We start from the raw sequence: 12,329 nt of genomic DNA, 5'->3' as shown, positions 1-12,329 counted from the left end.
GCTTACGATATTAATTCCTGAAAATGGTTCGCTAACTAGTGATTGACAACGCCCGTAGTGAACCGAAAAAATGTTCTCCACAAAGTCTTGACTGACTCCCGGCCTGTTTTGGAAGGAACATGATCATCAGCGAGGATGTACAATAGGAGAGGTTCGTTATTTATCTCGCTTTTAGCGCGCGGATTTCACTTTCATGCTCGAGCAAGTGCAAAGCGAGGGATTGAAGTACGAGCTCTTGCCGCGCTTGTCCGGCAATGACTTCATTGACTTTTTGTTGCATTTCTGTGAGGGTTTGTTTCATCGCCGAAATTTCATGGAGCGTTTCTAACGTTTCCACGACAGCTTGCCGAATAAACGGCAATTCGGCAACGTCCTCTTTCGTCGCCATCGTTTGTTCCATGCGCCCAATCCGGCTGTCGAGCGCCGCAATGTCGTCTCTGTTAGCCGCCACGGTCTCTTCGAGTTGCCCGATGCGCCCATCCAGCGCTGCGACATCCTCTTTCGTTGCCATCGTCCGCTCGATGGTCCCGATGCGCTCATCCAGCGCTGCGACGTCTTCTCTCGTCGCTGCCACGGTCTGCTCAAGCCGCCCGATGCGATCATTCATCCGGACAACGTCTTCTCTCGTCGCTGCCACGGTCTCTTCGAGTTGCCCGACGCGTCCATTTAACCGCGCAACATCCTCTTTCGTCGCGCTCACCGTTTGTTCAAGCCGATCGATGCGATCATTCACCCGCACAACATCCTGTTTGGTCGCCATCTGATTCCGTATTTGCCGCAGCTCATCGAAAAGGCGCTCCACCCATTCATCCATTGTTTCACCCCCTTTCCTATTCGCTTTCCATTATACCATCATCCCTCCACCAGTTTCTATCATTTTCTCTGCCAATCGACACGCCAATAAAAAAGCCACCCCCATTTCCCGAGCAGTGGCCGGAAAACGAAGATGGCTATAAAAGCGATCAACACCATTATGAAATTTTTTGTTCCTGCAGCGGCAGTGCAGCCGATTTTCTTGCCTTACCGAAATGGAAGACGGCGTTTAAGATGATGGCGGTCATGCTGCCGGCGACGATGCCGCTGTCGGTTAAAATGCGCAAGCCGGTCGGCAGCTCGGCAAACAAGTTCGGCACCGCCGTCACCCCAAGCCCCACGCCGACCGAGCAGGCGATGATCAGCAAGTTCTCTTGCACAGTTAGGTCAACTTGGCCTAACATTTTCACACCGTAGGCAATGACCATGCCGAACATCGCGATCAGCGCCCCGCCGACGATGAGCGGAACGACGATCGCCCCGGCGTACATGGCCAATACATGTTGGATGCCGAGCGATCCGACTTGCCACCATTTCATCTTCATCGACTCATCACCTCGTCAGCAAATTGAATGGCGCCGCCATCAAGCGATGCGATGCGGGCGAGCGACGCAACGCGGAAGCCGCGCGAACGAAGCAGCCGGCCGCCGTCTTGAAACGCTTTTTCAATGACAATGCCGATGCCGACCATATCAGCTCCCGCTTGCTCGATGATCTCCACCATTCCGAGCGCCGCTTGGCCGTTGGCTAAAAAATCATCAATGATCGATAGGCTTAATCTCTTTGCTGCATCGCATTGCCTGTTCAATCGCCGGCGCTTTACATGCCAGCAAAAAGAACATTGGCGGGCTCTGCTGCCGCGAGAGAAAATGACGTCTTCATCATTTTTTCACAAACGTCACCATTTGTTCACACTTCCAGCATCGTTTTTGTGAGAAAAGTCACTGTTGCCCCAGTTTTGTACAGTTATGATAGTGTCAAAGCAGGGAAATTGGCCGTTTGGCGCACCTGCCGAATTGCTGTTATGGGGGATGAATCCAACAAAGAGGAGGGATACGGCATGGCAAAACTGATCACAGCGGCCCGGCAAACGAAAAAGGAAAAAGAGCCGGCGCTCAAAGGCACGCTGGCCTCTGTGTTTCTGCTCGGCTTTTTCATCATTTTTTCTTGGGTCAGCGTCTACTTTTTATTTTTGCACCGCCTGTAAGCGGCAAAGGAGGGAATCGGTATGCACATCCATAAGTATGAAAAAATTTGGCTTGCGTTTGGCATCGGCTGTTTGATCGTTTTTTTGACGGTCGTCGGCGTAAGTGCATTCGCCGCCGGACAGCAGCCGCCGAGCTGCCTGACGACGATCGATCCAGAAAAAGTCGATTCGACCCCGCCGTTTGATCATCCGGGGCTCGTCAAAAAAGGAGACAAGGAATACGAGTTGAACATCGTCGTCGCCGCGTTTTCTTTTACACCGAATGCGATCGAAATTCCAAAAGGAGCGAAAGTGACGATCAACGTCACTTCGAAAGACGTCATCCACGGATTTGAAATCCCGGGAACGAACGTGAACATGATGGTCGAACCCGGTTATGTGAACAGCTTAACAACCACGTTTGACAAACCGGGCGAATATACGATTCTTTGCAACGAGTATTGCGGCGCCGGCCACCATATGATGACGGCGCGCATAAAGGTGGTGGAGTAACATGGCACAACCGTTGGAAAAAGTCGATCGCCGCGATGCGAAACTGGCGCTTGCCCATTTGTTCGTCGCCTTTACCGCCCTCGCGCTCGGGGGGTTCGCCGGCCTATTGCAAACATTAGTCCGTTCCGGCAAGTTTGAGCTCCCGGCTGGGATCAGCTATTACACGATTTTGACGACGCATGGCGTCTTGCTTGGACTCGTGCTGACGACGTTTTTCATTATCGGCTTTCAGTTCGCCGCGGTCAGCCGTACAACCGGGGCGCTCTCAGACGGTTCGCGCCGGACCGGTTGGATCGGTTTTTGGCTGATGACAATCGGAACAGCCATGAGTGCGTTTTTCATCTTAACCGGCAAGGCATCTGTCTTATATACGTTTTACGCGCCGCTGCAAGCGCACGCCGGCTTTTACATCGGCTTGGCGCTTGTCGTCGTCGGCAGCTGGGTGAGCGGCTTTGCGATGTTCGCTCATTATGCCCGCTGGCGGAAAACGCACCGCGGTCAAGTGAGCCCGCTGCTGGCGTTCATGTCAGTGACGAATATGGTGCTATGGCTCGTCTGTTCGCTTGGCGTCGCCGCCACCGTCGTCTTCCAGCTCATTCCGTGGTCGCTTGGGCTCACGGATCGGGTGAACGTGCTCTTGAGCCGGACGCTGTTTTGGTATTTTGGGCATCCGCTCGTCTACTTCTGGCTATTGCCGGCGTATATGGTTTGGTACGCCGTCATTCCGAAAGTGATCGGCGGCAAAATGTTCTCCGATTCACTCGCACGGCTGGCGTTTATCTTGTTTTTGCTGTTTTCGATTCCGGTCGGCTTCCATCACCAATTGCTTGAGCCGGGAATTTCGCCGTTTTGGAAATACGTGCAAGTCGTCTTGACGTTCATGGTCATCATTCCGTCGCTCATGACCGCGTTCGCCATGTTTGCGACGTTTGAATCGTACGGCCGCTCGCAGGGAGCGACCGGCTTGTTCGGCTGGCTGCGGAAACTCCCGTGGAGCGACGCCCGCTTTTTCGCCCCGTTTGTCGGAATGCTGTTTTTTATTCCGGCCGGCACCGGCGGGATTATTAACGCCTCGCACCAACTCAACCAAGTCGTCCATAATACGATTTGGGTGACCGGCCACTTCCATTTAACGGTGGCAACGACTGTCGTCCTAACATTTTTTGGTGCGTCATACTGGCTCATTCCGCATTTGACCGGCCGGGTGATGACGAAAGCGATGAACCGGCTCGCCATCATTCAAACGATCGTTTGGGCGGTTGGGATGACGTTCATGTCCGGCTCGATGCATTTTGCCGGTCTGCTCGGCGCACCGCGACGCTCGGCGTTCTCAACGTACGGCAATTCGCCGCAAGCGCTTGAATGGATTCCGTACCAAATCGCGCAAGCGGTCGGCGGCACCATCTTGTTCATCGGCATTATTTTGATTCTCGTCATCGTGATCAACTTGGCCTTTTTCGCCCCGAAAGGCGAAACGGAGTTTCCGGTCGCCGAGGCAGCTGCTCCGTATGAACGGGCTGCGCTGGCGCTTGAAAACTGGAAGCTTTGGATCGGCCTCGTCGTTGCGCTCATTTTGATCGCCTATACGGTGCCGATCATCGACATCATTCAAAACGCTCCGCCGGGGTCGAAAGGATACAAATTATGGTGAAACAAGAAGGTGTCCCCAAGCGATCGGGACACCTTCCTCTTTATGTGCATAAAACCGAGACACAATAGGACTTTGTCGACAGAAAAACTAAACGAACAGCGTAAGAACGATGTTTGCACTGACGCGCCTGTTTCTATAATCGATAAAGCGCCTTATATTTTTCTTCTAAATATTGAATAAGATAATCGGCTTTCAGCGTTTCGCCCGTCGCATCGCGCACAAGTTCGAGCGGCTTTTTCATTTTTCCAAACTGGTGGATATGAACGGTCAGCCATTCACGGATCGGTGCGATGTTCCCCTCTTCAAGCAGCCCAGCTACATCCAACTCTTTTTCCATCGCTTGCTTGAATTGCGCCGCATACATATAGCCGAGCGCATACGATGGGAAATAGCCGAAGCTGCCGCCGGACCAATGGACGTCCTGCAACACGCCGACCGCATCGTTGTGCGGGCGGATGCCAAGGTATTGTTCATATTTCTCATTCCATACATCCGGCAAGTCGATCGCTTCCAGCTCCCCAGCAAACAGCTGCTTTTCGATTTCATAGCGGATGATAATATGGAGCGGATACGTCAGTTCGTCCGCTTCAATACGAATGAGCGACGGCTTCGCTTCATTGATCGCCCGGTAAAACGCATCAAGCGAAACGTCGGCGAACTGCGTGGGCGCGTATTGCTGCAGGCGCGGATAATGCCGCTTCCAAAACGCATAGTGGCGTCCGATCATATTTTCAAAAAAGAGCGACTGCGATTCATGAATGCCCATCGACGCCCCGCTTGCAAGCGGAGTGCCGACAAGCGCCTCGGAAATGTGTTGTTCATACAGCGCATGGCCGCATTCATGGATCGTGCCAAACACCGCGGTGCGGAAGTCGCGCTCGTCGTAGCGCGTCGTAATGCGCACATCGTTCGGGTTGAGCCCGATCGCAAATGGATGGACCGTCTCATCAAGTCTCCCCTTGCCAAAATCATAGCCGAGCTCTTTAAGCAACTCAAGCAGAAAAGCGCGCTGCTTTTCTTTTGGAAACGGCGCGAACAAAAAGGACGTGTCCGGCTTGTCGGACGCGGCGGAAATGGCGTGCACAAGCGGGACGATGCGTTCGCGCAGGCGGCTGAACAGTTCGTCAAGCAAATCGACGGTCATGCCCGGCTCGTATTGATCGAGCAGCGTATTGTACGGGTGTCCTTCATACCCCCAATAACGGATAAAGCGGCGCTGAAACTCGATGATTTGCTCCAAATACGGGCGAAACCGGGCGAAATCAGCAGCCGCTTTCGCTTCTTCCCAAACGCTTTCCGCTTTGGAACAAAGCACGACAAACTCTTTGTATTCATCCGCTGGAATTTTTTTATTGCGCTCGTATTCTTTTTTGCATTCATCAAGCGTTTTCTTTGTCACATCATCCAGCTGCTCGTAGACGGCTTTGGGCGACAGCTTGGCGATAAAGGCTGCCATCTCCTCGGATGTCGACATGCGAAACACTTCTTCTGACAGCATGCCGATCACTTCTGATCGCTGCTCGACCCCTTTTTTCGGGGCGCCAGTCCGCAAATCCCAATACATGAGGCCAATCGCTTCGCGGTAGCCCGTCATTTTTTTCACGTATTGCAAAAACTGCGCTTCGATTGGTTTCACTATACTCAGTCCCCCTATGTATTTCATGGCCGTATCATCATTTCCATAACAAGGTGCCATTTTCCTGCTTGCCAGCGAGAAAATGCTATTTTTGTGGAAAATGAAAAAGGGAAGAATATCATTCTTCCCTCACCGCTGTCGGCAACACGTCTTTGATCGCCGCAATGACCCGTTCATCTTCCCTGTCGGTGACGAAAATGGAAACGATGCCGCGGTCATCGCGCGTGCGGATGAGCCGTCCGACTCCTTGGCGAAGGCGAAGAAGCATATACGGCACATCGACGTCCCAAAACGGGTTGCTATACGCTTTTCGCTTCGCCTGAAACACCGGATCATTCGGCGGATACGGCAGCGACCAAATAATGACGTTCGAAAGCGACGGCCCCGGGATGTCAAGTCCTTCCCATAAATGTTCGGAACAAAGCACCGTTTCCTCGTTACGCTGAAACTCGGCGACCAAATCGCTGATTTCACGGTCGCCTTCAAACAAAAACGAAAATGGTTCGCCGGCTGCCGCCTCTTTAAACTGAAGAAGCTCCTCGCGCGTCGGGAACAAGATGAGCGCCCGGCCTCCGGTTTCGCGCAATTTTTCAAGCGCATATGCGTATTTTTTGGCAAACAGCGTCTCATCCGTGCGGAACGTCGGCATAAAAATCGTCATCTGTTCGTCGTAATCAAACGGCGACGGCACACTGAACGATAAATAGTCATCAATGCCTAAGCTTTGGGCGATATAGGCAAACGATTTTCCGCTCGATAGCGTCGCTGACGAAAAGATAAACGGCATTCGTTTGCTGAACACTTTTTCGCGCAACACTTCTTGAACGGTGCGCGGCATGACGACAAACGTCGCCTCTTGACGCGACGACTCAAGCCACGTAATGGCGTCGGCGTTTTTCAAAAACAAATCGAGTGAATACTGGATTTGGTCCAAATATTCATCCACAATGTTCAGCTGGTAATGATCGATCGTATACGTCTCGCTTTCAAACACAAGCTCGTTGCCGATTTCGACCATTTGGCCGCGGAGCCGCTTCGCCCATTGTTCAAGACGCGGCGACGGCAAAATTTCTTTCCGGTTCGAACCCGGAACGTCTTTCGCGCACGCTTTCAGCTCATCAAAAAAGCGCGTGCTCGTCTCCAGCGTCTCCTCAATTAAATAGGCGAGCTCTTCACGGATGTCGTTTTCAAGAAGACGTGTCAGCAACGTCTCAAGCGTCGTCTCTTTCATTCGATATGTCAACGCCTTTTGCGCAGCGAACTCCAATAAATGCCCTTCGTCAAACACGACACAGCTCGCTTCCGGCAACAGCGGCAGCTGTCCTTCCCGCTTGCGCGCTTCATACGTCCAAACATGTTCCATATAAAAATCGTGCGAGCAGACGATCAAATCCGCCGCCTTCCGGTAATAGTCGCGCCAAAGCGTCTGTCCGCAGCGATGCCGCTTTTCGCACGTGAAACAGTCTTGAAACGGATCCCAGGCGATTTTTTTCCACTGTTCATCAGTCAGGTGGGCGTATTCTTTTCGGTCGCCGTAGCGGTAGAACGACTGCAACGGTTTGTTGTCATGGACGAAGGCCGGAAGTTCATCGTAAATTTGCTCATACAGCTCGATGTCGTCATCGTCATACGTCGTCACTTCTTCCAGTTTATTCAAACATAAATATTGATCCGGCGATTTCGCCAGCCGGACGTCGATTTCCAGCCCGAGCACGTTGGATAGCTTCGCAATATCGCCTTCCTTTTTGACGAGCTGCTCAATGAGCGTCTCATCGGCGCAGGCGATAATGGCCGGCTTGCCTGTATAACGGGCGTAACAAATCGCATACAACAAATACACGATCGTTTTCCCTGTGCCAACTCCCGCTTCGGCGAAGATCACCTTTTTTTCTCGAAACGCCCGCTCGAGCTGAAACGCCATATAAATTTGCTCGTCGCGCAGCTCAAAGCCGGCTTCCGGCAAAATGTCATAAAAAACATCGCCGATCCACTGGCTCAACTTATCAAAAAAGTTTTCATTTTTTTCTACAACAAACGGATAACGCTCATGGCCCATCGTCGCCACCCCTCCAATTGGCATAAACTCCCCCGGCATATCATGCATAAGCGCGCAACAAGTTTGTTGCGCGCCCGATCCCTAGTAACAAAACAATATTATGATCGATGGCCGCCGAGAAGTCAACTTCGAGCTTCGCGCGGCGGCCGCGGCCCCCAGTACTGGTAGTAATGCGTTTCAATAAAGCCGTTAAACAGTTTGCGCCGCTTCGTCGCCGGGCGGCCGTAATGCGTTTCAAAACCGCGGTGGGCGGTTAAAATGTACACCGACCACGTATCCAAGGCGGCGAAGGCGCGGCCGATGGCGCGATAGAGCGCTTCGACCTCCCGTTGTTCGCCAAGCCGTTCGCCGTATGGCGGGTTGCCGACGATCACCCCGTATTGTGCATCGGTCCGAAACTGCTCGGCGCGGCCCTCCCGAAAAGAAATGAGATCGGAAAGCCCCGCTTCGGCTGCATTCATCTTGGCGATCTCGACCATGTGCGGGTCAAGGTCAATCCCGCAAATATCAAGCGGTTGGTCGTAACGCGCCATCTGTTCCGCCTCTTGGCGCGCCTCTTCCCATACCGATTCCCCGATCCACGGCCATTGCTCTGAGACGAAATCCCGGTTAAACCCTGGGGCGATGTTTTGGCCGATCAGCGCCGCCTCAATGGCAATCGTGCCCGACCCACAAAACGGATCGACAAACGGGCGCTCGGGCGTCCAATTGGTGAGCAACACTAAGGCGGCCGCGAGCGTCTCTCTTAGCGGCGCCTCCCCTTGGCGAGCACGGTAGCCGCGTTTATGCAGCCCGGCGCCGCTTGTATCGATCGTCAACGTAGCGATATCTTTGTGAAGCGCCACCTCGATCCGATACAACGGCCCGGTTTCCGGGAACCACGACAAATGATAGCGCGCTTTTAAGCTTTCGACGACTGCCTTTTTCACAATGGCTTGGCAGTCGGAAACGCTGAACAGCGTTGATTTGACCGACTTCCCGATCACCGGAAACTCGGCATCTTTCGGCAAGTAATCGGCCCATGGCAACGCCTTCGTTTGTTCAAACAACTCCTCAAACGTCGTCGCTCGAAACTCACCGACTTTCAGCTTCACGCGGTCAGCAGTGCGCAGCCAAAGGTTGGCCCGGCAAATGGCGAGCGCATCGCCTTCAAACGTCACTTTGCCGTTCTCCACTTGGCACTCATAGCCAAGCCGGCGCACTTCTTCCGCGACGACTGATTCGAGCCCCATCGCGGCCGTGGCAATCAGTGAAAACGAAGTCATCCTGTTCCCCCTATCTGATAGGTGTATGTATCCTCATTCATGGCCTATACTTCCATTATAGTCATATGGAAGGAAAACACACAAAAGAGAAAGCCCTCCTTCCTGCAGGAGGGCTTTCCCACGATTCCAATCACCGCGTTAATCATGTTCTGTAAGCCATGTTCTGTACCTTCGTACTGCAAGCGGCTTTCGCCTCGTACTCCGGCGGTAATCATCTATCTACAGGCAGCGTACGCCGCCTGTCCTTCCCTCCGTTCATTTCCTTCGGGAAGGTGCCCCTACCATCATTTGGGTTTCTCGCTCGTGGGGTTTACCGCGTTCCACCTCTAAGGTTTCCCTTAGAGCTGCGTCACTGTGGCACTTTCAGGGTAATCGAACCATATCCGCATGCGGACGTAGGTTCTTTCCCCGCCGTCAGCCCAGCCGAAGCCAGACTGCCCTAGCTTATGGATTCGCTAGGCACGAACACTACGGGCATCTCAGCACCGTGCGAGCATGGACTTTCCTCTACGGCCGAAACCGGCCGCAGCGATTACCCGAACATGATTAACGCTGCGAGCATCTTACAGTATAGCTGATCTTGGTGTGAGAATCAAGAAGAAAAAATTAGAAATCCCTGCATCAACTTCGCCCTGCCGGCTGGTTATTCATACAGTTTCCGGCCAAACACATGCTTTTCTAAGTTGGAAAGGCGCTGCAAAATGTCGTAGTTCGTCGTTCCCGCCGACATCGCCGGCCGTTTTTGAAGCTCCTCGACTTGCCGCTTCAGCCGGGCGTTTTCCTGGCGCAGCTCGTCAATTTCTTGCTGAAATGCTTCATAATCTTTAATAATGAGATCCAAAAATTGATCCACTTCGTCTTGGTTGTACCCCCGTATGCTTACCTTAAATTCCTTTTCTAAAATGTCTTTCGGCGTCAGTTTCACTTGATGGGCTGACATGGCTTTTCACCTCAATCCGCATTCAACGATCATCTTCTCTTTATTTTTTCAGAAATTCAGCCGGTTGTCAATTGACGGATGGCTTGCCGCATCGATCGGGAAGCCGCATGGCGCCCACGCAGACTTCCCGGCGGCGCCGAAACGCCGTCCTCCCGCCCAAACGCCGCCGGCTGCCGGCGTTTTCCATCCGTAAAAAAACAGAAGCCGACAAAGCGGCTTCTGTTTTTGGCCCTTACTATCGCAACGGAAACGGCGGAAATGGCATCGGTCCCGGACCCGGGCAGTACAGATGGCGATTGGCAGCCTGAGCCACCGCCGATTCCGTATGCGGGAAATAATGTTGATGTTCATACAGGTGATGATAAACATGCGTCGTATGCGATGGATGGATATGCGGCACAATCGTTGCTTCGAAATGATGCAAAACGTTGCAACGAGGCGGATGAACGATCGGCGCCGTTACATTCGGCAGGCAATGCATCATATTCCTCTCCTTTCATCAATTTAGGCTGTTGCTTGACAATACTAGCCTATGATGAACGGAGTGGACTCGTACTAGTATAAACACCCATTTTGAAGAGCCATTCGCGCCAACAATCTACCGGCTCTCTCGCCCCCGGTGCTTCGGACGTTTTGGCATCGTCATTCGTCTTTTTGAATCCGTTATGCGGCGCCGGCCTCTCTGACGTTCATTAATAGATATAATTGAACACGACAAACGTCAAACCGACGACAATAAAAAAGAGATACAAAATTTTTTTGTACATGCTCCGCATCGTCTTCTTCTCCCTGCCATCGTTTTCGTTCATTCCGATGCCATTGTACACGTTTTTTCTTTTTTCTACAAGATTCACAACAAAAAGACGAAACATTTTCGTTTTCTGTCATATTTTGCGCTTGCCAGGGAAATGGACGAGTTCTCACCCGTTTTTCTTGCGTTCAAGCCGCGCGAGCCGCCTGCGCCATTCCGCTTCTTCTTTCTCGCTATGTTGTCGGCTCATCCTAGCGAGCGACCGCCACGCTTCATATGCCATAACGGCATAACGGTGCGCTTCGGCCGCATCCCGGAAATAATGTTCATACACCTTCGCCAGTTCAAGCCCGGCCTTCGCCTTCCAATAGCCATTTCCGTGGATCAACAAGTCGCGCCAAAGGAGAGCAGCCTCTTCATATCGTTTTTCTTTTCGGTATAAAAGCGAAAGCTGCCATTTCGCCGCCTGCGCTTCCTTCGCCCCTTTGCCGCTCGCCTCCTCGTACACCCCCCTTGCAGCCGCTGTTTCCCCGACCGCTTCGAACCAACGGGCGGCGGCCAACTGCTCCTTGGGGTCAGCGAGCCGGTCCGCTTCAAGCAGCTGAACGGATAGGTGAATGTAGAGAGCAATGAGCGACAACACGTCGCGCTCGTTATGGCGCAATACTGGCATGAGCCGGTCTGGATGGGGCGTTTGCAAAAACTCCTTGTACATCATCGGCGCCAAAAAGCCCGGCACATCATCGCCCCGCTCGACATGGAGAATGTGCCGCTCCACTTCCGAAAGGCGCAGCGAATCCAATTTGTCTTTCCATAAGCGGCGGGCGGCGTGATACAAATCAAAATGACCGAACGCTGGCAATTTTGGCACCATGTTGCGGACAAGCGCATGGCGCGTTTTCAGGCGCGGCCAGTCGAACGCTTTTCCATTATAGGTAACAAGCGTCGTATAATCGACGTCAGACAAAAAACTTTGATAGAGCGCCACTTCCGCCCCTGGGTATGGCAGAAGATGCTGGCGGATGGTGACGAAATCGCCAAGAATGCGGGCGTGGCCAAGCAAGAACATGATGTTTCCCGCCCCGCTTGAAAGTCCCATCGTCTCCGTGTCAAAAAAGAATAAGTCGCGAACGGCAAAGCCGCGGCAGGAGAGCGGATGGGAAAACGGCGCTTTCTGCCATCTTTCGTGCATTTCATACAGCGCTCCGAGCCGATAGCGGCCGTGCTGATAGTCAAGCGGATACACCGTTTCCCGAATGAGGCAGTAATCGCCGGCAAACCAATACGGCTTGGCGCCGTACTCCCGCCAAACGTCGGCATACGGCACGTCCGTCACAGGTCGTCCGTCCGGTTTCTCTTCTTCTTTTTCTTCATCGTTCTCCTTTTTATGCCGGGCGGCAAGCAATTCTTTCCATTGCGCCAACTTCGGCTTCATCCGTTCACCCCCTCCTTGCTTGACGTCGGCTTGCTTCTATAAGTTGATTCTCCCACACTCGGCAAAAACACGCATGACGACGC

The 12,329-nt window shown here is 52.9% G+C and carries 11 protein-coding genes, 1 other RNA gene and 2 pseudogenes; 4 read left to right on the top strand and 10 right to left on the bottom strand.

The genetic code is table 11. The features are described from left to right. Window positions 1-160: 160 nt before the first annotated feature. From JCR24_RS10915 to JCR24_RS10905, 3 genes and pseudogenes are all read right to left on the bottom strand, one after another. Window positions 161-814, bottom strand: coding sequence for a hypothetical protein (locus JCR24_RS10915; protein WP_062898592.1), 654 nt, complete (start codon window positions 812-814; stop codon window positions 161-163). A 157-nt stretch (window positions 815-971) separates the two neighbouring features. Then, window positions 972-1,274, bottom strand: a pseudogene (locus JCR24_RS10910) (solute carrier family 23 protein); the annotation flags it as partial. A gap of 80 nt (window positions 1,275-1,354) precedes the next feature. Beyond that, window positions 1,355-1,579, bottom strand: a pseudogene (locus JCR24_RS10905) (type I phosphoribosyltransferase); the annotation flags it as partial. Window positions 1,580-1,873: 294 nt separating this feature from the next. Between JCR24_RS10905 and JCR24_RS10900 the strand changes: the two are divergent. From JCR24_RS10900 to JCR24_RS10890, 3 genes are read left to right on the top strand one after another with little or no spacing between them, the layout of a single operon-like run. Further along, window positions 1,874-2,020 carry a cytochrome c oxidase subunit 2A gene (locus JCR24_RS10900; protein WP_011231044.1) on the top strand — a complete coding sequence of 49 codons (147 nt, stop codon included), beginning with the start codon at window positions 1,874-1,876 and terminating at the stop codon, window positions 2,018-2,020. 21 nt (window positions 2,021-2,041) lie between these two features. Then, window positions 2,042-2,512: a cytochrome c oxidase subunit II gene (locus JCR24_RS10895; RefSeq protein ID WP_011231043.1), complete on the top strand. Its 471-nt coding sequence runs from the start codon at window positions 2,042-2,044 to the stop codon at window positions 2,510-2,512. 1 nt (window position 2,513) lies between these two features. Further along, window positions 2,514-4,163 (top strand): b(o/a)3-type cytochrome-c oxidase subunit 1, encoded by a 1,650-nt coding sequence (locus tag JCR24_RS10890; RefSeq protein ID WP_013145461.1) that lies wholly within the window; start codon window positions 2,514-2,516, stop codon window positions 4,161-4,163. Window positions 4,164-4,296: 133 nt separating this feature from the next. Here the strand turns inward: JCR24_RS10890 and JCR24_RS10885 are convergent, their stop codons facing one another. From JCR24_RS10885 to gpsB, 5 genes are all read right to left on the bottom strand, one after another. Continuing rightward, window positions 4,297-5,799, bottom strand: coding sequence for a carboxypeptidase M32 (locus tag JCR24_RS10885; protein WP_338147120.1), 1,503 nt, complete (start codon window positions 5,797-5,799; stop codon window positions 4,297-4,299). Between the two features lie 118 nt (window positions 5,800-5,917). Next, window positions 5,918-7,855 carry an ATP-dependent DNA helicase gene (locus JCR24_RS10880; RefSeq protein WP_238980609.1) on the bottom strand — a complete coding sequence of 646 codons (1,938 nt, stop codon included), beginning with the start codon at window positions 7,853-7,855 and terminating at the stop codon, window positions 5,918-5,920. Window positions 7,856-7,977: 122 nt separating this feature from the next. Further along, window positions 7,978-9,120: a THUMP domain-containing class I SAM-dependent RNA methyltransferase gene (locus JCR24_RS10875; RefSeq protein ID WP_014195686.1), complete on the bottom strand. Its 1,143-nt coding sequence runs from the start codon at window positions 9,118-9,120 to the stop codon at window positions 7,978-7,980. 147 nt (window positions 9,121-9,267) lie between these two features. Beyond that, an RNA gene (rnpB, locus tag JCR24_RS10870) (RNase P RNA component class B) lies at window positions 9,268-9,664 on the bottom strand. 99 nt (window positions 9,665-9,763) lie between these two features. Next, window positions 9,764-10,060 (bottom strand): cell division regulator GpsB, encoded by a 297-nt coding sequence (gene gpsB / locus JCR24_RS10865; protein WP_011231037.1) that lies wholly within the window; start codon window positions 10,058-10,060, stop codon window positions 9,764-9,766. Here gpsB and JCR24_RS10860 point away from each other — a divergent pair. Further along, complete coding sequence (locus JCR24_RS10860; protein ID WP_014195685.1) at window positions 10,059-10,253, top strand: hypothetical protein; 195 nt, start codon at window positions 10,059-10,061, stop codon at window positions 10,251-10,253. The genes gpsB and JCR24_RS10860 overlap by 2 nt on opposite strands. A 42-nt stretch (window positions 10,254-10,295) precedes the next feature. Here the strand turns inward: JCR24_RS10860 and JCR24_RS10855 are convergent, their stop codons facing one another. Both JCR24_RS10855 and JCR24_RS10850 read right to left on the bottom strand, forming a co-directional pair. After that, window positions 10,296-10,541 (bottom strand): CotD family spore coat protein, encoded by a 246-nt coding sequence (locus JCR24_RS10855; RefSeq protein WP_025950050.1) that lies wholly within the window; start codon window positions 10,539-10,541, stop codon window positions 10,296-10,298. 439 nt (window positions 10,542-10,980) lie between these two features. Continuing rightward, on the bottom strand, window positions 10,981-12,246 hold the full coding sequence (locus JCR24_RS10850; RefSeq protein ID WP_238980608.1) for a ribonuclease H-like domain-containing protein: 1,266 nt from the start codon (window positions 12,244-12,246) through the stop codon (window positions 10,981-10,983). Between the last annotated feature and the right edge of the window lie 83 nt (window positions 12,247-12,329).

Source organism: Geobacillus sp. YHL, from assembly GCF_022341265.1.
GTDB lineage: Bacteria > Bacillota > Bacilli > Bacillales > Anoxybacillaceae > Geobacillus > Geobacillus thermoleovorans.
Note: the sequence above shows the minus strand (reverse complement) of the source record. Positions and strands in the feature narration are given on the sequence as shown.